Below are 18,368 nucleotides of genomic sequence, written 5' to 3' on the forward strand. Positions count from 1 at the left end.
ATGATGCGGAGGCTTCAGCAATCGCTCTCATGCGCTGCCTGTTGTCTCCACGGCAGCCCCCCACATCAGGAGGTTTCAGCGCCATGAAGCACTCTCGGACACTCCCCCGCGCCCTCGCCGTCGCGGCGGCGGCCGTTGTCGCGTCGACGGGCCTGCTCGCCGTCCATCCGCCCGTCTCGCGGGCACAGTCCGCGTCCTTCGACGCGGACGACTTGTTCGTGTCGCCCAAGGGCAGTGCCGACGCCCCCGGGACGGAGTCCTCTCCGACCACACTCGCCTCGGCGATCACCCGCGTCACCGCGGGCGGCACGATCTACGTGCGCGGCGGAACCTACAACCTCTCGCAGACGGTCACCATCGCGCCGGGCAACAACGGCACGTCGAGCGCCCGCAAGGAACTGGTCGCCTACCCCGGGGAGACCCCGGTGCTGAACTTCTCGGCCATGAGCGAGGATACGGCGAACCGCGGGCTCGCCCTCAACGGATCGTTCTGGCACCTGGCCGACATCACCGTCGAACGCGCCGGTGACAACGGGATCTTCGTCGGCGGCAGCAACAACGTCATCGAGCGCACCGTGACCCGCTTCAACCGTGACTCCGGGCTCCAGATCTCCCGCATCGCCTCCAGCACCCCGCAGAACCAGTGGCCGTCGAACAACCTCGTGGTGAGCTCGGAGTCACACGACAACGCCGATTCCGACGGCGAGGACGCCGATGGGTTCGCCGCGAAGCTCACGGTCGGCTCCGGAAACGTGTTCCGCTACGACGTGTCCCACAACAACATCGACGACGGCTGGGACCTCTACACCAAGAAGGACACCGGCCCCATCGGCCCGGTGACCATCGAGGACTCTCTCTCCTACGGCAACGGCACCCTCTCGGACGGCACCCAGAACTCCAACGGCGACCGCAACGGCTACAAGCTGGGCGGCTCGGACATCGCCGTCGACCACGTCATCCGCCGCAGCATCGCCTACCACAACGGCAAGCACGGGTTCACCTACAACAGCAACCCCGGCCATATGTCGGTGTCGGGCAACGTCGGCATCGACAACGGGGAGCGCAACTTCTCGTTCGACGGCGGCACGTCGGTGTTCCGGGACAATGTGTCCTGCCGCGGCGGCAGCAGCGGGACGAAGGACCGCATCATCGGTGACGCGGACAGTTCGAACCAGTTCTGGTCCGGGACGAACGGGCCCCGGTGCTCGTCCTACACCGGCGCACTGAAGTGGTCCTTCGCCACGGACGGCAGCCTCCGCGTAAGCTTCGGCGGCTAGCCCCCAGCGATGGCCACCTTCTTCGCGATGGCCCGCGGGAGGTCATGGCGGATCATGCCGCTGCCCGCGCGTATGAAGCCCCGGTACAGGGCGAAGGCGCGGCGGGCGGCGGGGGACAGCGTGGCGGGCACGGCGCCGGGGCGGGCCCCGGCGCCGTGCCACCGGGCCGGGTGGCGGACGGGCGGACGGGCGGACGGGCGGACGGGCGGACGGGCGGACGGGCGGACGGGCGGACGGGCGGACGGGCGGACGGGCGGACGGGCGGACGGGCGGACGGGCGGACGGGCGGACGGGCGGACGGGCGGACGGGATCACCGGTATCGCGCTCCCCTGGGTCCGAACCGTCCGTGTCGGCCGTGAAGTTGAGGGCCTGTCATTTTTTGCCGTCGGAACTCTTGTGAGAGGTATCCGCCTTCATTACTTTCCGGTAGGTGGCGCCCCGACGATGACAGACCCCCACCTCCCATGGAGTAATCATGGCCCCCGAGCACCGTGGCTCCACCCGAATGCTCCTCTCCCTGACCGCCGCCGTGACGCTGGCCCTGACCGGCTCCACGGCGGTGAGCTCCGCACAGTCAAAGGCGGCCGGCCTGCGGGAAGTGATGTTCGTGGGCAACAACTGGGACGGCACCGCCGACGTCATCAAATCCACTGGCGACCTGTCCAGGATCGGCCGCATCAACGTCATACCGGACAAGGACCAGCGGCTCACCGAGATCTACCTCAACCCCATCAAGCTCGCCTTCTTCCTGGGGATCCGGCTGGGGCCAGGTGAAGGGCACGACCAGTTCGTGGACGACATGTACTCGACCCCGGACGGCTCCGCCATCGTCGTCTCCCGGCCCAGCTTCGCCGACGTGGTCTCCATCGACGTCGCGACCGGCAAAATCGAGTGGCGCTTCCCCGTGTCGGGATTCCGCGCGGACCACATGGCCGTCTCCCCCGACGGCGCACGCGTCGCGGTGTCGGCTTCGACGTCGAACACGGTGCATGTCCTCGACATCGAGACGGGGAAGCAGCTCGGCTCGTTCTCCGCCGGTGACAAGCCCCACGAGAACGTCTTCACCGACGGCGGCAAGTACCTCTGGAACATGTCGATCGGCGAGGTCAACACCGACCTGGACGATCCGTCGATGGACTGGACGAAGGGCGACCGGCACATCACCGTGGTCGACGCGAACACCTATCGGCAGATCAAGGTCATCGACATGCGCGAACGGCTCGACGCCTTCGGCCGCAAGGACCTGTCCGAAGCCGTCCGGCCCGTCGCCTTCACCCCGGATGAGTCCAAGCTCTACTTCCAGGTCTCCTTCTTCAACGGGTTCCTGGAGTACGACGTGGCCAAAGACAAGATCACCCGCGCGAAAACCCTCCCGAAGAACCCGGCGACCAGCGAGGACCGCACCACCTGGGTCAACGACTCCCGCCACCACGGCCTGTCGATGAGCCCCGACGGCGAGAAACTGTGTGTGGCCGGGACGATGGACGACTACGCGACCGTCGTCGACCGCGAATCGCTCCAGGAAGGCCCCCTGGTACCGACCTCGAAGCCGTACTGGGCGACGGTGAGCGGCGACGGCACCTCCTGCATCGTCTCCGAGAGCGGTGCCGACCGCGTCACCGCCATCGACTTCACGACGGGCGAGAAGACCGCGTCCGTGTCGGTCGGCGACCACCCGCAGCGGGTGCGCATCGGCCATGTGGCGGCCGGCTGGACCGGACCGTCAGCCTCCTAGCGGTTCGTCGGAGCGGCGCGGCGCGCCCGTGGCCCGGCGGGGGCCGATGCGCAATACGGCCCCCGCCGGGCCGTGCGGCTCCTGGGCGCCGCATTCCACTCGCCGTTCGGCCGTCGAGGGCAGGGGGTGCCGGACCAGGCCGATCAGGACGCCCGACAGGAGTTGGTGAGCGGGCTTGCTGGGAGTGCTTGGGCAGGAGCCGGACCAGCGACAGCGCCAGGACGTGGACCCGCGGCAGACACAGAACACCAGTTGGGCGGCGGCGAAGTAGGACGGGGTGGAGGGCTGTCCGACGTGGGCGAAGAACACGGTGCCGAGCGCGGCGGCGCCGACGGCGTTGGCGAACTGCTGGGCGGCGTTGAGCACGCCCGCTCCGGTGCCGGTCTCTTCGCTGGTGGCGTCGCCGAGGATGACGTCGGACAAGGGGCGAACCGCAGTCCGGAGCCGACTCCGGTCACGAGCAGGGACGGCGTCAGCTTCCACACCGTGATGGCGTCGCCCCAGTGTGCGGTGGACCACCAGAGAGCGAGCAGGCCGACGACGGCGATGGACAGCCCCAAGGGGCGGCGTCCGGTCGGAGCGCGAGGATCCACACCCGCGTCATGTGGTGTCCAGGCCCTGTCAATTCCGCCTATGGGATACCTCTTTAGGTTCAGGGCCGTGGGACCCCGCCGTCGGCCGGCGGCGGGAAACGGTCACTGCACTCCTTGGAGCCGGCGTAAAACGTCGCACCCTCCTGCGCGCCGTCGTCATCGGCGGCTCCTCGGCAGCTTTCGGCGGAACCCTGTGGCGCGGCGCCGCGTACGCCGCACCGGCGCAGCCGGGCGCCGGCCCGTACGGGGCGCTCGGTTCGCCGGACGCCAACGGCGTACGGCTGCCCGCCGGGTTCACCAGCCGGGTGATCGCCCGTTCGCGGCGGAGCGGGTGCGGGTGTGGGGCGCCGACCACGACGTCGCGCTGGTCACCCGGCTCACCCTGGCCGACATACGGGCGGAGGCCGGTGATGTGGCCGGGGCCATGGAAGCGTACGAGCAGCTGCTGGCCGGCACGGTGCGGGTACTCGGCGAGGACCACCGTGGCACCCGGTGGACCCAGCACAAGCTGGCCCAGTGGCGGGGAGAGGCTGGGACACCAGCGCGGCGCCGGTATCGGCCTCGTCCGCCGGCCGGCCGGTGATGACGGGCGGCAGGCCGTCCGGCCGCCGCTCGGCGGGGTCACCAGGTGTCGGTCACGGTGACCGGCTCGTCTGACGTGTCCGGCTCCGGAGCGCGTGCCGGCGAGCAGGTCGTTGGCCGTGTCGCCGGCGACGAGCACACGCTGCACCGCGTCGATCCCGAGGCTGATGACCGCGGTGAGGATCAGGTCGGGGTAGGGGCCCGTACCGGCGGCGGCTGGCACCATCGGCCCCAGCACCGCCACGCCCCCCTCGTCCAGCCTGAACGTCAGCCCGACGATGCCGACCGCACCGGCGGCCCGGCCGCCCGGCCCCAGCACCGGGGCCGCGATGGCGCGGACGTCCTGCTCCGCGCATGCGTCATCGGCCCCATAGCCGCGCTCGCGCACGGCGGGGCAGAGCCGCGAGCACGGCCCCCGGGTCCCGCACCGTCCGTGACGTACGGGCCGGGAGCGGCTCGCTGCCCAGGAGCTCCGCCGCCGGCGACGGCAGGGCCGACAACATCGCCCACCCCACCGCCGAGCGGTACAGCGGGACGTCGCCGCCCGCGGTCGGCGGCATATGGTACGCGGACGACGGCTCCGACTGCGTCACGTGAACCGCCACGGCGCCGTCGGGTACCGAGAAGTGGGCCACGTGGCCGGTGCGCGGCCGCAGGTCGTCCAGGACCGGGCGGGCCAGCCGCAGCTCGCGGCTGGCGGCCAGCGCCGTAGCGGCCAGCCCGATCCCGCTCATCGACGGCCGCCTCGCCGTCCCGCGGGGCCCGGGCCTGGCGGTGCGCGTCGACGAGGAGAAGCTGCGGCACTACTCGGCGGTGAACGAGCGGGAGGGCGATCTGACGGGATGACGTCTCCGCCGGGCCGAACGCCAGGCACGGGATCGGGCAGGTCGCGAGCAGGGGAAGCTATTCCTTGACCGCCCCCGAGTTCGCCCCCTGCACGAAGTAGCGCTGGAAGCAGAAGAACAGCGCCGCGACCGGCAGGGTCGCCAGCAGGGCCGCCGCCAGCTTCAGCGGGTACTGCGTACCGCCGCCCAGTCCGCCCGAGGCGAACCGCGCGAGCCCGGTCGTCAGCGTCTCGTACTCGCCGGACTGCGTGGCCACCAGGAAGTGGGTGAACTCGTTCCACGAGCCCTGGAACGACAGGATCGTCAGGGTGATCAGCGCGGGCCGGGCCATCGGCAGCACCACCGACCAGAAGGTCCGGATCACCCCGGCGCCGTCCACCCGCGCGGCCTCCTCGACCTCCCGGGGGACCGACTCGAAGAACTGCTTCATGATGAAGATCCCGGCCGCGTCCACCATCAGCGGAAGGACCATGCCGGTGTAGGTGTCGAACAGCCCGAACGTGTTCAGCACCAGGAACTTCGGGATCAGCAGCGCCACCCCGGGCACCGCCATCACCCCGAGGACGAAGCCGAACAGCAGCGAGCGGCCCGGGAAGCGCAGCCGCGCCAGCGCGTACCCCGCCATCGAGTCGAACAGCACCCGCCCGGCGGTGACCAGGACCGCGACCAGGGTCGAGTTGCCCAGCCAGCGCAGGAACGGCACCCCGTCCCCGGCCTGGCTCAGCCCGAACAGCCGCTGGTAGGCGGCGGTCGTCGGGGTGGTGGGCACCAGTCCGAGGGGATGCGCCGCGGCGTCCGGGTCAGTCTTGAACCCGGACACCAGCTGGAGCGCGAACGGCAGCAGGTACACCAGTCCGGCCCCCACCACCAGTGCGTATCCCAGCGCCCGCAGCGGCAGTGGGAACCGGCCGAGCACCGGGCGCCCCCGCGCCGGGGCGGCGGCCTTGGCCTGGGCGTTCATCGATTCCTCCCGGGGCGGGGGCCGCGCTCCCGCAGCGCCCAGCGCTGCAGGGCGGTGATGATCAGGATCAGCGTGAGCAGGATGAAGGCGATGGCCGCGCCCTGCCCGAAGTCGGCGTCGTCGAAGGCCGTCGAGTACGACAGGAAGGCCGGCGTCAGCGTCGTGTTGCCCGGAGCGCCCTGGCCCATCACATACACCTGGTCGAAGACCTGCCAGGTGGCGATCGTGCCCAGGGTGAGGACGAGGAAGAGCACCGGCCGCAGCGCGGGCAGCGTGACGTGGCGCAGCATCTGGCGGCGGTTCACGCCCTCGATGGCGGCCGCCTCCTCCAGCTCGCGCGGGATGTCCTGAAGGGCCGCGAGGAAGATCAGCATGAAGGTGCCGGAGGTCGTCCACACGGCCAGCAGAATGATCGTGCACATCGCGACGGACGGACCGGACAGCCACTCATACCAGGAAAGCCCCATGAAGGAGTGATCGGCCAGCACACCCGTGGGGTGGTCGGGGTCGACGATCCCCAGACCGCCGAGCAGCGTCGAGAGCACCCCACGCGAGTCGGCGAACCAGTTCGGGCCCTTCACTCCGATCCAGGACAGCAGTGTGTTGACGGCGCCACTGCCCTGGAAGAGGAAGAGGAAGACGGTGGAGACCGCGATCGAGCTGGTGACCGACGGGAAGAAGAACGTGGTGCGCAGGGCGCCCCGCGCGCGCAGCAGCCGCTGGTTGACGATCAGCGCCAGCACCAGCGCCAGCCCGGTCTGCAGCGGCACGGTCAGCGCCACGTAGTAGACGTTGTTGCGCAGCGAGGTCGCGAAGAGGGTGCGGTCGAGGCCGTCCTCGGTGAGCAGCGCCCGGTAGTTGTCCAGGCCCACGAACTTCGCCTGCCCGCTGAACGGGTTGGACTGCCCGTCCCAGTGCAGCAGGCTGACCCACAGGGCCATCAGGATCGGCAGCACCAGGAACAGGCCGAGGATCAGCACCATGGGGCTGACGAACAGCCAGCCCCAGGCGCCTTCGCCGCGGCGGCGCCCCGCGGGCGGGGTGTTCGGGGTGCGGGGCGCCACCTTGGGGCCGGACCCGCCGGGCGCGTCAGGTGCGCCCGGCGAGCCGGCCGTACGGGGATCCCCGCCGGTGGCCCCGGGGGCCGGGCGGGGATCGGACGACGCGCCGCGGGGGATGCGGCGCGCCGTGCGGTGGGTGGTGCGGAAGGGCATGGCGGCTCAGTCGCTCTTCGCGAGGGTCTGTTCGCCGTTGCGCTGCAGGTCGGCGAGGATCTTCTTCGGGTCCGTGGTGCGCAGCGACTGGAGTTCGGTGTTGAACTGGCTGAGCACCTTGTCGAACCCGGCGACGGTCACCGGGCCCTGCGCGTAGGCGTTGGCGTCGACCCAGGCCTTGGCGTCCGGCTCCCGCTTCGCGTACTCGGCCAGGGCGCTGGTGCGCGAGGGCATCACCCCGAATCCGTCGGCGAACTTCAGCTGCCGCTCACCGGAGCTGAGGTACTTCACCAGGTCCACGGCCGCCGACCGGTGGGCGCTCTCGGCGGCCACGCCCCAGCAGTTGCTGAAGGCCAGCGTGGCCTTCCCGGCCGGGCCCGCGGGCAGCGGGACCACCTTGTAAGCCACCTTCGGGTAGTCGAGCTTCATGGCGCCGGTCAGCCAGTTGCCCTCGATGGTCATGGCGGCCTTGCCCTTGCCCAGGGCCTCGCCGCCCCAACTGGTGTCGACCTGCTTGGCGTACTTCAGCGAGCCGGACCGCAGCAGCGACCGCACGAACCCGAGCCCCTCGGCGTTCTTCACGCTGTCGGCGGTCATCTTCGTCTGCTTCGCGTCGGTGATCCAGCCGCCCGCCTGCTTCATGAAGACGCCGAGTCGCTGGTACTCGTCGCTGGTGACCAGGCCGGTGACCCCGTCGCCGGTGAGTTTGCCGGCGACCTTCCTCAGCTCGTCCCAGGAGGTGGGGTAGTCCTTCTCGGTCAGCCCCGCCTTCTTCCACAGGTCGGTGTTGATGGCGAGGGCGAGGGTGGAGGTGTCCTTGGGCAGGCACACCAGCTTCCCGTCGTAGGTGAAGGCGGTGCGCAGGGGCTCGGCGAAGTCGGCCGCGTCCTTGATCTTGTCGCCGTACGCGTACAGAGAGCCGCCCTTGGCGTAGTTCGCGAACTGGTCGGAGTTGACGTAGAAGACGTCCGGCGGCCTGTGCCCGGCGAAGGACTGAGCCAGCTGCTGGTTCATGTCCTTGGCGGCTTCGATGGTCACCTTGTTGCCGGACTGCTTCTCGTACGCGGCCGCGGCCTCCTTGACCGCCTTGGTCTCGGCGTCGCCCGAGGTGGCTATGAGGACCTTCAGGTGCTGTGTGGTGCTGGTGTCCTGCTGCGTTTCCTTGTCGCCGCCGAAGCTCGACGAGCAGCCGGTGGCGGCCAGGAGCGCCGCGCAGGTGACGAGGGCGGCGGTGGCCGTGCGGGGGGCCATGATTCCTCCGTGGATTCGGGATGGTACGTGCGGCTCGAGGGGAGTGGAGGAGAGGTGAGGTTCGGGGCGCTGCGCCTCACGGCGCCAACGCGACGGCGCCGGTGCGTCAGGGCGCCAACGTGGCAGGGCGCCGGTGCGTCAGAACGCCGGTGCGTCGGAGCCCGGCGCCGGGGTGCTGTCGCGGATGACGAGGGACGGCTCCAGCAGGACGCGCTCCGGTGGCGCCGCCGGGTTGGCCATCCGGGCCAGCAACAGCCGGACGCACTCCCTGCCGACCGCCTCCAGCGGCTGGGCGACCGTGGACAGGGAGGGCGAGAGGATCCCGGCGATCGGCGAGTCGTCGAAGCCGACCACGGCGACGTCCCGGCCCGGGGTGGTGCCCCGTTCGCGCAGCGCGTGGTAGCAGCCGAGCGCCAGCATGTCGCTGGCCGCGACCACGGCCGTGGCACCCGCGTCCAGTAAGGGCTTCACGGCGATGCGGGCGGCCTCGACTTCCCCCGCGCTCTCCGCGCGCCGTCCGCGCGCCGGGAGCCCGTGCCGGCGCATGGCCCGCTGCCAGCCCGCGGCACGGTCGTCACCGACGCCGGAGCCGCGCGGCCAGCCCAGGAAGGCGATCCTGCGGTGCCCGAGTGCGACCAGATGCTCCACGGCGGCGTCCGTGCCCGAGGCACCGTCGACGTCGGCCCAGTCACCGATCTGCCGCCCCGACCACATCCGGCCGAAGCCGACGAACGGTACGCCCCGCTTGGCCAGCCACGCCTGGCGCGGATCCTGGCGGGCGGTGTTGCTGAGCACGAAGCCGTCGACGTCGTGCTGGCCGAGCAGTTCCTCGTACCCTTCCAGGCTCGGGCCGCCGGGCGGGCAGGCGAACAGCAGCATCCGGTAGCCCGCCTCGTCGGCGGCCTGCGACAGGGCGTGCAGAAAGCGGTCCATGACGGGGGCCGTGTCGCCACCCGGAACGGGCTGGATGCCGTAGCCGATCAGCTTGCTGGAACGGGTGCGCAGCGCCTGCGCGGCACGGCTCGGGCGGTAGCCCATCTCATCGATCACCCCGCGGACCCGCTCGAGGGTCTCGGGGCGCAGCAGGTCCGGCGAGTTGATCGCGTTGGACACGGTCTGCGGGGAGACACCGGCCCGGCGGGCGACCATGGCGAGGGTCACCGGGCCGCCCTTGGGCGAGGGACTGCTGGTGGAGCGGGGCATACGGGTCTCCGGCGTACGAGGGTTCTGAGCATGGTTCTACGAGCTTGATTTGAGCGTTCCAAAGGCATTGCCAGCGCTCTGAGGAGGCCATTAGTGTCTTTGGATCGATCTAATGCTGAGAGGTTCTACTCCTTTGGACACCACTGTCAAGGCCCAGGACACCAACGAACCCGTCACGACCCCCACTTCGGTGGCCACGGAACTGCAGCCGTTCCTGCACGACGCGGTCGTCACGCTGTGCGCGCCGAGCTTTGTGATCTCGCGCGCGGACGGACAGCTCGACGGGGGTGCGGACGGCTTCTACCACGGCGACGGCAGGGCGCTGTCCCACCTGACCGTCACGGCGGAGTCCATCGCCCTGGCGCCGGTCGGCGGCGGGCTCAGGGGAGCCGACCGGGCGGACTTCCGGGCGATCCTGCGGGGGCTCGGCGAGGTGACGCCCGACCCGGCGGTCGCCCTGAACCGCCGTCGTACCGTCGCCTCCGGGCGGTTGGAGGAGAGCTTCGAGGTCACCAACGCGGCCACCCAGCGGGTCAGTTTCCGACTCACGGTCACGGCCGGCACGGACCTCGCCCCGATGGAGCGGGTGAAGTCGGGCCACCTCCTGGACCCGGTGCGGGCGCGGGCCGAAGGCGCGGAAGGCGCCGAGGGCGGCGGTCTGGTGTGGTCCCGCGACGGGTTCGCGGTACGCCTGGTCGGCGAGCCCGCGCCGGACGCCCTGGAGGCGCCGGAGGGCCGGCTGTCGTACGACGTAGAACTGGACCCCGGCGCTTCATGGACGGCGACGCTGCGCTGCACGGCGGCGTACGCGGACGGCGACCAGTTCCCGGCCGCCCCGGCGGACGCCGTACCGTGGCGCTGCCCGGCCCTGCGCAGCGCGGACCGGCGCTTCGACCAGTGGCTGGACCAGTCGGTCGCCGACGCGGACCGGCTGCGCCTGATGGACCCCCGGTCCCCGGAGGGGCACCCGGACGGCGCGAACGGCCCGGATCAGTTCCTGGCCGCCGGAGCTCCGTGGTTTCTGACCCTCTTCGGCCGCGACTCGTTGTGGGCCGCCCGCATGCTGCTCCCGCTCGGCACCGAACTCGCGGCCGGTACGCTGCGCACACTCGCCCGCCGCCAGGGGGCGGTGGCCGACCCCGCCACGGAGGAGCAGCCGGGGAAGATCCTGCACGAAGTGCGGCGCGGCACCCAGAACTTCACCGACACGTTCGCCGTCCCGCCGGTGTACTACGGCACGGTCGACGCGACCCCCCTGTGGATCACCCTGCTCCATGACGCCTGGCGCTGGGGCCTGGCCCCCGAGCAGGTGGAACAGCTGCTGCCGCACACCGAGTCGGCGCTCGCGTGGATCCGCGACCAGGCGGCAGCGGCCGACGACGGCTTCCTCAGGTACGTCGACCGGACCGGACGGGGCCTGGCCAACCAGGGCTGGAAGGACTCCGGCGACGCCATCCGCCATCGCGACGGCCGGCTCGCCGACCCGCCGATCGCGCTGTGCGAGGTGCAGGCGTACGCGTACGAGGCGGCGCGGGGCGGAGCGGCGCTGCTGCGCGCCTTCGGGCGGCCGGGTGCGGACGCGTGGGAGGAATGGGCGGAAGGGCTCGCCACCCGCTTCCGGAAGCGCTTCTGGGTGGAGGACGCACAGGGCCCGTACCCGGCGGTCGCGCTGGACCGCGACGGCCGGCCGGTGGACTCGGTCACCTCCGGCTTCGGCCACCTTCTCGGGACGGGCCTGCTGAACCAGGAGGAGAGCGCGGCGCTGGCGGCCCGGTTGACCGGCCCAGACCTCGACTCGGGCCACGGTCTGCGCACCCTGAGCAGCGACTCGGTGGGCTTCAACCCGTACGGCTACCACATTGGTTCCATCTGGCCGCACGACACCGCGATCGCCGTGCACGGCCTGGTCAGAGCCGGCTTCCCGGACGCGGCGGCGCCGCTGGCGGCGGGCCTGCTGACGGCGTCGGCGGGCTTCGCCGGACGCCTGCCCGAGCTCTTCGCCGGCCACGGCGCCGCGGCGGGCCCGCACCCCGCCCCCTACCCCGCGTCGTGTCGCCCCCAGGCCTGGGCGGCCGCTGCCTCGGTCCTGGTGCTGCGCTCGGCCCTCGGCCTGGACGCGGACGTCCCGGGCGGCACGGTCACGGTGGCCCCCGCCTTCGCCGGGGCGTACGCCCCGCTGACGGTGACGGGGCTCCAGGTCGGCGGAGCCCAACTGGACATCACGCTGGCGGCGGACGGAGCGGTGAACGTGACGGCGCCGGAGGGGTTGACGGTGGTCTCGGCCTGACGCGGCGTCCCGGTGCTTCGGCGACGACCTCGCGCGGCGGCGAAGCACCGAAGCGGGTCGCCCGGACAACGTGGCGAAACACGGCAACGCCGCTGCCGCCGGAGCAGGCGCTGGTGCACGTGCCACGATTGCCTGCGCTCAGTTGACAACGCGATGACGGAGGCGCTGAACGGCACGTTCAAGGCCGAGCTGATCGAGATACAGGGCCCCTGGAAGGACGTCGACCAGGTCGAGCGGGCGATCTTCCAGTGGATCACCTGGTACAACGAAGAACGCCTCCACTCCGCACTCGACTACGTACCACCCGCCGAGTACGAGGAAGCCTTCTGGCGGAGCCAGGAGCAAACCCCGCAGTCCGCCTGAAACAAGATCACCGGACTCTACGAAACTCGGGGCAGCTCAGCTTCAGGCCATAGGCGGTGGGGAGCTCGCGACGTGTTTTCCCCGGGTGGACAAGGCGGCGCGGGAGTGGCTGCTCACCCAGCAGCGCCGGTACAACTCACTCGGGGCAGCACAACAGGATCTCCTTGCCGAACTGGCTCTGAAGCTTGAGGCAGCCGTTGCTGAAGTGCCGGCCGACATGGCTAGCGCCTCTGTTGTTCGTGCACGCGCACCACGTCCGGGCAGCCGGTCCAGCCGTCCGGATGCTGCCGCAACCGCTCTGGGACAGCGCCACCGTATCCAGGGGCACGATAGCCAGGGAGACGGGGAGGTGGTGCCTGAACGCCTTCCTGTGGTCGCAGCGCTGGGGTTGTTGGGAGTGCGGCGGTCACGGCTTGGGCAGCGTCCCGACCAGCGTGTCCGGTTAGAACGCGTGCTGGTGCATGCCCGGGTCTGGGCAGCCGTTCACGGGCACCTGGCCGTTCCGCGGGAGGTGCAGCAGGACGGGTTCCCGTTAGGCGCGTGGCTGTTCGGCCAGCGTAATCGTGCCAAGCAGCGTGCCAGGCAGGGCGAGCCGCCCTCGCCCCACCTTCAGGAGTTAGTCGCGATCGATCCGTGGTGGAACCCGCCGTGGGACCTGCACTGGCAGCGCAACTACTACCGCGCCCGCGACCGCATGCGCGCCGTCCGCCGAACCGACGCGGCAGGCGATCTTCCGGTGGGGAAGAACGCATTGGGTAAATGGGTCAAACGGCAGTGCACGCTCTACGACACCCTTCATCCCGACCAGCAGCGCCTGCTCGCCGCTATCGGCATCACCGCCGAGGCAGCCTGGGCCCGGGTGGCGCCGCGTGCCCGCGCCTCAAGGTGGCATCGCGATGCCGCCGAGAACCATCCGTTCGAGTGAGAAGAAACCGTTCGCTCGCCGCACAGGGTCCCCTACGTAATTGGCTGTTGGGCTATCGCACGGTGTGTGCGTCGCCCGTGCTTTGAGGCAGCGTTGGTACGGAAGGACAGTTCAGGCGTGGAAGCAGCCTTCGCCAGCGTCGATGGGCACGTGGCGCACCTGTCGTGGGAGCAGGCGATCGCATCGGTGCGGTTCGAGGATCTGGCGCCGGTGTCGGCGTTCCCGGTGGTGCCGGGCCGCCGGTGGGGGCCTGGTTGGTGGTGGTCGGCGACCACTGGACGACCGTAGTGCACGGGTCCGCCGCGATGCTTACTCAGCTGATGGTGCTGGACCGGCACCCGGACGTGACCGGTCTGTCCGCACGTCCGGTACGCCTGCTGTGGCGGGACCCAGCCGATGGGCGGGTGCGCTCATGGCTGCCCCAGCTCTTCGCTCGGTACACGGACGGCGCCGGGCTGCTCGCCGACTGCCCCTCAAGCCCGGCTGCCGGCGGAGACAGGGCGCAGCGGGCACGGATGGTCCTGGACGCGGCGTGCGCGCGCGTGGGCTGGTCGTACCGGCGGCTGGAGCCGCCCCGGCGGTGATGGCGGCGAACCTGCGGTGGCTGGCCGGCTACCGCCATCCCCGTAATCAGGGCCCGCCCGGGCTGTGGGCGGCACTTGCTGAAGCGTTCGCCGAGCCCCGGCCGCTGGCCGACGGTGCAGCGTCGGTGGGCGATCTCCTGCAGGTACTGCCGACCGTCTGTCACGCGCTGTGGTCCGGGCAGCTTGTGACGCGGCTTGATGAGCCCTGCACGAGGGGACGCTGGTCTGTGCGAACGCGGGAGAGGGCGGCGAGGAGGACGGGTTGCCGATCGGTGCCTGCGGACGGGCAAGGGGCTGAGCGCGGTGGGCGGCACTCACGGCGGGAGTCGGCGGCCGGTGATAGAGGTCGGCGCGCACATCGTCTACCGAGGGCAGACCTGGCAGGTCGTTGCCCTGCAGGGCCAGCAGGGCTACCTACTGCAGGAGGGCGGCGCCGAAGAAGCTGTGCTGCTGGGGCGGTTGTTCGCCGATCCGGGCTTTGAAGTGGTGGGCGCGCGGGCACCGGACGCAGTGCCGCAGTGGGGGCTGTTCGAGACCGTTCCGCTGGCGGCCCAGCAGCGCGCGCTGGCGTGGCTGCCCCACATCCGGGAGGTCGAGACCGGGTGGCCGCATCCTGAGGGCAGGCGATGCGGCCGGAGTACGACCCCGAGCGGTGGACGCTTGCGCAGCGGGAGGCCGCGAAGGCACGTGAGATGACGTCGCTCGGCTTCAACCGGGTGACGCGTACGACGGTGCAGCGGATGCGGTGCATGTATCGCAAGCAGGGGTTGTGGGGGCTGGTCGACAAACGCACGGTGCCGACATGTGGCCGTCGTCCGACGGGGTATGCCGACGAGCGGGTCGTAGCAGTGGCTTTGTACGCGAGAACGGGCTCTGGTCCACTTCCTGTGGTCCTATACGCAGCGTGACTTTCGATCTTCCTGCTACGAGAGTTGACGTCGCCCGAAAATCGCCTGGCCGGAACGCGGTGTGGTCGACAGTGCTGCGCCGTGAACGAACTACCGCCGCAGCTGGATCTCCTCGCTCCCTAATCCAGTCCCTGGATTAGGGACGGATACTATGATCGAGGAGTGACGTTCAAGTGCGAGTGGCGGGGCGACTTCGACAACCCTGCCCTCAACGCGCTGCACGCTGACGGCTTCGGCTACCCGGTCGCTCAGACTGACTGGCGAGAGCGACTTGAGCGCTACAGTCTCGGCTGGGTCTGCGCGCGTGAAGACGGCTCGTTGATCGGCTTCGTCAACGTTGCCTGGGACGGCGGAGTCCACGCCTTCATCCTGGACACGGTGGTCGCACAGCATCGCCGGTCGAGAGGGGTCGGCGCCGCGCTGGTCGCGACCGCGGCCCACGAAGCCCGCGCCGCGAAGTGCGAATGGCTGCACGTCGACTTCGAGGAACACCTGCGCTCTTTCTATTTCGATGCATGCGGCTTCCAGGAGACGCCAGCCGGTCTGATCGCTTTATAACGCCGTGGGCCAAACCCTCACCCAGGGGCGCTATCAGTAAGCCCCGCCAGTCCCCAGACCCAGCTCGGTCGTCACCGATTGTGACTTCACCACACAATTTGAGCCAGAGCCCGAGAACGGGTTCTGACTCGCTTTCCGTGATGTGCGCACGCTGAGTGACGACTGGTGCTCTGATCAGGCTCCGGGAAGTTGCCTGAAAATGGCCAGGGCTGATCTTGGTGTGGTCGACAGTGCGGCGTCGTGGAAGAGACGTCGCCCCGCCTGGAGGGCCTGCTGTTACCGTCCATCGCGGACGTGTCGGTGCTGTCGCTGGACGTGAGTCACGAGGCGATACGCATCGACCTTTGCAGTACGGCGGCCGGGGCGGCATGCCCGGACTGTGGGAGCGAGTCGACCCAGGTGCACAGCTCTTACCTGCGGTTTCCTGCGGACGTACCGAGTGGCGGACGTCTGGTGGTCCTCCGACTGCGAGTCCGGCGGTTCTTCTGTCCAGAGTCGTCCTGTGCTCGGCAGACGTTCGCTGAGCAACTGCCGGGACTGACCCGGCGGCACAGCCGGTGGACGGAGCGGTTGCGGTCGACTCTCGCCGCGGTGGGTCTCGCCCTCGCCGGCCGGGCCGGCGCCCGGATGGCACGGGCCTTCGGGGTGCCCATCAGCCGCAGCGCGGTGTTGCGGCTGCTGGAAGCTTTGCCCGAACCGGATGTCCCGACCCCGCGGGTGGTTGGTGTCGATGAGTACGCCACACGCAAAGGACGGGTCTACGGCACGGCGCTCGTCGACGTCGAGTCCCGCCGGCCGGTGGATCTGCTGCCTGACCGGAAGGCGTCCAGCCTGGCCGCATGGCTCGCGAAGCGACCCGGCATCGAGATCGTTTGCCGGGACCGCGCACCGTTCTTCGCGGAAGGAGCCACAGCCGGGGCACCCCAGGCGACGCAGGTCGCCGACCGCTGGCATCTGTGGCACAACCTCGGGGAGGCCGCTAAGCGGGCTGTCGCCCAACACCGCCAGTGCCTTCGCGCCCTGGTCCCCGATCCCGAGGGGAAGGCCGATGAACCGGCGCCGCCCGAGGAGAAGGAGGACTCTCCATGGCGGAGCGAGCGGTTCGCCAACCGCGTCCGAGCCAGGCACGCCACGGTCCACGCGCTGCTGGAAGCCGGCCACAGCCGCCGTTCCATCGGGCGTCAGCTTCAGATGACCCACCGCACTGTCAAAAGCCTCGCCGACGCTGCGAAGCCAGAAGACCTCTTTCGAGGCCAGTGGCAGCACAGCAGGACCTCCGTCCTCGACGAGTACAAGCCCTACCTGGACGAACGCTGGGACGAGGGCTGCACCAACGCCTGGAAGCTCTGGGAAGAGATCGTCCCCTTGGGCTATCGAGGCAGCTACGGCCGGGTCAGCGCCTACCTGCGAGAGAAGCGCACCTCGCCACGGCCGGTCACCGCGCAACCGCCGGCACCCCGTGCGGTGACGAGATGGATCCTCAGCCGGCCCGAGACGCTGACTCAGATCGAACAGCTCCGGCTGAAGGCCGTCCTGGCCAACTGCCCGGAACTCGATGCCCTGACCGGTCACGTCCGGTCTTTCGCCCAGATGCTCACCGAGCGCCAGGGCGAACGGCTGCCGCAGTGGCTCGAGGCCGTCCGTCAGGACGACCTGCCCAGCCTCCACACTCTCGCGGCCGGTATCGACCGAGACCGCGACGCGGTCATCGCCGGTCTCACCCTGCCCTGGAGCTCCGGCGTCGTTGAGGGACACGTCAACCGGATCAAGATGTTCAAGCGCCAGATGTTCGGCCGGGCCGGCTTCGCACTGCTCCGCAAGCGAGTCCTGTTGGCTCAGTGATCGATGTCAGATGCGCGCGGTAGCTTCCCCCACATGGGTGTTTACCTGGTGAGCGTCGGCGTGGAGGAATGGTTCGGTGACGAGGAGAACGGATGGGGTGAAGTTGCTTCGGCACTCGATGCTGAACTCAGGCGGCGGGGCCTGCCGCCCTACGAGGACGTCCCCGCAGAGACGGCCTTCGCACCTGGCTCAGGACAAGCTTTCGAGGAAAAGCTGACCCCCGACATGACCGGGTTCCTCGCCTTGTGTCAGACGCACCTGTCACGAGAGGAATCGGAGATCCTCTGCGGCTGGACCGTACTCGTGCCCTTCTCGCTCGATGAGGAGATCTGGTTGCCCATCGAGTCCGACGACCACGACTCCATGGTCGCCGGCGCTCCTCAGGTACTACCACTCGCCGAGAAGCTGGCGGCAGCCATCGGTCTGCCAGCCGAAACCCCGGCAACATGCGACAACCTCGACCTCAGCACGTGGTTCAGGCACCAAGCAAAGGAACTGGCCACTACTCGAACAGGACCGTGGACCAAGGACCTGGACACAGCCTTCTACGTCGCACTGTTCCTGCGCGCTGCACAGCACTCAATCCGACGCAGCTGCCCCATCGTCTGCACCTGAGGCCCCCTTCGGTCCCACTGGTCTCCCCGCGAAGATCACCCAACGTGCACGCGTCACGGAAAGCGAGCCAGAACCACTACTGCTGCCGATAAAGCCACCGGCGGCCGCCGCGGCGCGCCTTGTCTGGCGATCCTGGTGACAACCATCGTGCCTCGGCCCAGCAGGCCGGGCTCGCGGGTGTTCAGGACGGCCCTCTTCAGCTGGAACTCCAGGTGGACGCGGCATTCGTCGAACTCACACCGAGAGCTCGACGAACACGCCGACGCTGTACGGGACTTCCTCACCGCGCGCGGCGTGAGCTCGGGAGGCACAGTCGCGGTGACCGGCGCCCGGAGCGAACACGCCTACCCGGCGATACTGGGCACACTCAAGGCAGGCTGCGCCTACGTTCCCGTCAAGGCCGCGGACCCCGCATCCCGGATCGAGTTCATCCTCGGCGACTCCGAAGCCGACGCGATGCTCGCTCTGGAGGCGGAAACAGAGCGGTTCGACCAGCCTTTTCACACGCTCACCGTGCGCGGCGTCCTGGACACTCACGGGGCGCCACGGGACGGGTAGGAGAACTGCCATGAGAGCCCGCCCGCGGAGCGGGATGCGGCCGCGGGGCCGGCGTCCGCTACTTCG

17 protein-coding genes and 3 pseudogenes are annotated in these 18,368 nt (G+C 70.0%); 12 read left to right on the forward strand and 8 right to left on the reverse strand.

All coding sequences use genetic code 11. The features are described 5' to 3' along the window. Positions 1-83: 83 nt before the first annotated feature. Positions 84-1,277 carry a right-handed parallel beta-helix repeat-containing protein gene (locus CGL27_RS00830; protein WP_205587577.1) on the forward strand — a complete coding sequence of 398 codons (1,194 nt, stop codon included), beginning with the start codon at positions 84-86 and terminating at the stop codon, positions 1,275-1,277. Here the strand turns inward: CGL27_RS00830 and CGL27_RS53015 are convergent. Beyond that, a complete protein-coding gene (locus CGL27_RS53015; protein ID WP_276147800.1) occupies positions 1,274-1,408 on the reverse strand; it encodes a hypothetical protein in 135 nt (44 codons plus the stop codon). The genes CGL27_RS00830 and CGL27_RS53015 overlap by 4 nt on opposite strands. A gap of 345 nt (positions 1,409-1,753) precedes the next feature. Here CGL27_RS53015 and CGL27_RS00835 point away from each other — a divergent pair, with 345 nt between their 5' ends. Continuing rightward, positions 1,754-3,013 (forward strand): YncE family protein, encoded by a 1,260-nt coding sequence (locus tag CGL27_RS00835; protein ID WP_119983802.1) that lies wholly within the window; start codon positions 1,754-1,756, stop codon positions 3,011-3,013. On the opposite strand, the gene CGL27_RS50620 is transcribed toward CGL27_RS00835, so the two are convergent. Next, positions 3,002-3,436: a hypothetical protein gene (locus CGL27_RS50620; protein WP_205587578.1), complete on the reverse strand. Its 435-nt coding sequence runs from the start codon at positions 3,434-3,436 to the stop codon at positions 3,002-3,004. The two genes, CGL27_RS00835 and CGL27_RS50620, sit on opposite strands and share 12 nt — an antisense overlap. Before the next feature lie 313 nt (positions 3,437-3,749). On the opposite strand from CGL27_RS50620, the pseudogene CGL27_RS51310 reads away from it, so the two are divergent. Next, positions 3,750-3,935, forward strand: a pseudogene (locus tag CGL27_RS51310) (translocation protein TolB); the annotation flags it as partial. Positions 3,936-4,547: 612 nt separating this feature from the next. On the opposite strand, the gene CGL27_RS50630 reads toward CGL27_RS51310, so the two are convergent. Continuing rightward, the gene (locus tag CGL27_RS50630; protein ID WP_205587580.1) at positions 4,548-4,922 is read right to left on the reverse strand and encodes a hypothetical protein; all 375 of its coding nucleotides are present in this window, start codon (positions 4,920-4,922) and stop codon (positions 4,548-4,550) included. On the opposite strand from CGL27_RS50630, the pseudogene CGL27_RS53385 reads away from it, so the two are divergent. Then, positions 4,909-5,034, forward strand: a pseudogene (locus tag CGL27_RS53385) (isomerase); the annotation flags it as partial. The gene CGL27_RS50630 and the pseudogene CGL27_RS53385 sit on opposite strands and share 14 nt — an antisense overlap. 57 nt (positions 5,035-5,091) lie before the next feature. Here CGL27_RS53385 and CGL27_RS00860 read toward each other — a convergent pair. From CGL27_RS00860 to CGL27_RS00875, 4 genes are all read right to left on the reverse strand, one after another. After that, a complete protein-coding gene (locus CGL27_RS00860) occupies positions 5,092-5,994 on the reverse strand; it encodes a carbohydrate ABC transporter permease (protein WP_119983803.1) in 903 nt (300 codons plus the stop codon). Next, on the reverse strand, positions 5,991-7,208 hold the full coding sequence (locus tag CGL27_RS00865) for a sugar ABC transporter permease (RefSeq protein WP_240450292.1): 1,218 nt from the start codon (positions 7,206-7,208) through the stop codon (positions 5,991-5,993). Before CGL27_RS00865 ends, CGL27_RS00860 begins: the two co-directional genes overlap by 4 nt. Positions 7,209-7,214: 6 nt before the next feature. Continuing rightward, the gene (locus tag CGL27_RS00870; RefSeq protein ID WP_205587581.1) at positions 7,215-8,459 is read right to left on the reverse strand and encodes an extracellular solute-binding protein; all 1,245 of its coding nucleotides are present in this window, start codon (positions 8,457-8,459) and stop codon (positions 7,215-7,217) included. A 138-nt stretch (positions 8,460-8,597) separates the two neighbouring features. Beyond that, a complete protein-coding gene (locus tag CGL27_RS00875; protein WP_119983805.1) occupies positions 8,598-9,662 on the reverse strand; it encodes a LacI family DNA-binding transcriptional regulator in 1,065 nt (354 codons plus the stop codon). Between the two features lie 133 nt (positions 9,663-9,795). On the opposite strand from CGL27_RS00875, the gene CGL27_RS00880 reads away from it, so the two are divergent. The 4 genes and pseudogenes from CGL27_RS00880 to CGL27_RS50635 form a co-directional block, all read left to right on the forward strand. Beyond that, positions 9,796-11,949, forward strand: a complete 2,154-nt coding sequence (locus tag CGL27_RS00880) for a glycogen debranching N-terminal domain-containing protein (protein ID WP_205587582.1) — start codon at positions 9,796-9,798, stop codon at positions 11,947-11,949. A gap of 153 nt (positions 11,950-12,102) precedes the next feature. After that, a complete protein-coding gene (locus CGL27_RS00885) occupies positions 12,103-12,312 on the forward strand; it encodes an integrase core domain-containing protein (protein WP_119983807.1) in 210 nt (69 codons plus the stop codon). An 85-nt stretch (positions 12,313-12,397) separates the two neighbouring features. Next, entirely contained in the window at positions 12,398-13,237 is an 840-nt protein-coding gene (locus CGL27_RS00890; RefSeq protein ID WP_119983808.1) for a helicase associated domain-containing protein, read from the forward strand. 150 nt (positions 13,238-13,387) lie between these two features. Next, a pseudogene (locus CGL27_RS50635) lies at positions 13,388-14,141 on the forward strand (TnsA-like heteromeric transposase endonuclease subunit); the annotation flags it as partial. Between the two features lie 94 nt (positions 14,142-14,235). On the opposite strand, the gene CGL27_RS53390 reads toward CGL27_RS50635, so the two are convergent. Continuing rightward, positions 14,236-14,403 carry a hypothetical protein gene (locus CGL27_RS53390; RefSeq protein WP_162952793.1) on the reverse strand — a complete coding sequence of 56 codons (168 nt, stop codon included), beginning with the start codon at positions 14,401-14,403 and terminating at the stop codon, positions 14,236-14,238. Positions 14,404-14,891: 488 nt separating this feature from the next. Here CGL27_RS53390 and CGL27_RS00905 point away from each other — a divergent pair, with 488 nt between their 5' ends. The 4 genes from CGL27_RS00905 to CGL27_RS00920 all read left to right on the forward strand — a co-directional run bounded on the left by CGL27_RS00905 (position 14,892) and on the right by CGL27_RS00920 (position 18,302). After that, positions 14,892-15,287 carry a GNAT family N-acetyltransferase gene (locus CGL27_RS00905; RefSeq protein WP_078646715.1) on the forward strand — a complete coding sequence of 132 codons (396 nt, stop codon included), beginning with the start codon at positions 14,892-14,894 and terminating at the stop codon, positions 15,285-15,287. A gap of 315 nt (positions 15,288-15,602) precedes the next feature. Further along, positions 15,603-17,129: an ISL3 family transposase gene (locus CGL27_RS00910; RefSeq protein WP_276147920.1), complete on the forward strand. Its 1,527-nt coding sequence runs from the start codon at positions 15,603-15,605 to the stop codon at positions 17,127-17,129. A gap of 33 nt (positions 17,130-17,162) precedes the next feature. Continuing rightward, positions 17,163-17,744, forward strand: coding sequence for a hypothetical protein (locus CGL27_RS00915; protein ID WP_119983809.1), 582 nt, complete (start codon positions 17,163-17,165; stop codon positions 17,742-17,744). 177 nt (positions 17,745-17,921) lie between these two features. Then, a complete protein-coding gene (locus tag CGL27_RS00920; RefSeq protein ID WP_240450930.1) occupies positions 17,922-18,302 on the forward strand; it encodes an AMP-binding protein in 381 nt (126 codons plus the stop codon). Positions 18,303-18,368: the final 66 nt, after the last annotated feature.

This window comes from Streptomyces sp. 11-1-2 (assembly GCF_003595545.1).
GTDB lineage: Bacteria > Actinomycetota > Actinomycetes > Streptomycetales > Streptomycetaceae > Streptomyces > Streptomyces hygroscopicus_B.

Bases quoted from the DNA above. Each gene is read 5' to 3' on its own strand.
- CGL27_RS00830 (WP_205587577.1), top strand. From the start codon at position 84: ATGAAGCACTCTCGGACACTCCCCCGCGCCCTCGCCGTCGCGGCGGCG.
- CGL27_RS00835 (WP_119983802.1), top strand. From the start codon at position 1,754: ATGGCCCCCGAGCACCGTGGCTCCACCCGAATGCTCCTCTCCCTGACC.
- CGL27_RS50630 (WP_205587580.1), bottom strand. From the start codon at position 4,922: ATGAGCGGGATCGGGCTGGCCGCTACGGCGCTGGCCGCCAGCCGCGAG.
- CGL27_RS00860 (WP_119983803.1), bottom strand. From the start codon at position 5,994: ATGAACGCCCAGGCCAAGGCCGCCGCCCCGGCGCGGGGGCGCCCGGTG.
- CGL27_RS00865 (WP_240450292.1), bottom strand. From the start codon at position 7,208: ATGCCCTTCCGCACCACCCACCGCACGGCGCGCCGCATCCCCCGCGGC.
- CGL27_RS00870 (WP_205587581.1), bottom strand. From the start codon at position 8,459: ATGGCCCCCCGCACGGCCACCGCCGCCCTCGTCACCTGCGCGGCGCTC.
- CGL27_RS00875 (WP_119983805.1), bottom strand. From the start codon at position 9,662: ATGCCCCGCTCCACCAGCAGTCCCTCGCCCAAGGGCGGCCCGGTGACC.
- CGL27_RS00885 (WP_119983807.1), top strand. From the start codon at position 12,103: ATGACGGAGGCGCTGAACGGCACGTTCAAGGCCGAGCTGATCGAGATA.
- CGL27_RS00915 (WP_119983809.1), top strand. From the start codon at position 17,163: ATGGGTGTTTACCTGGTGAGCGTCGGCGTGGAGGAATGGTTCGGTGAC.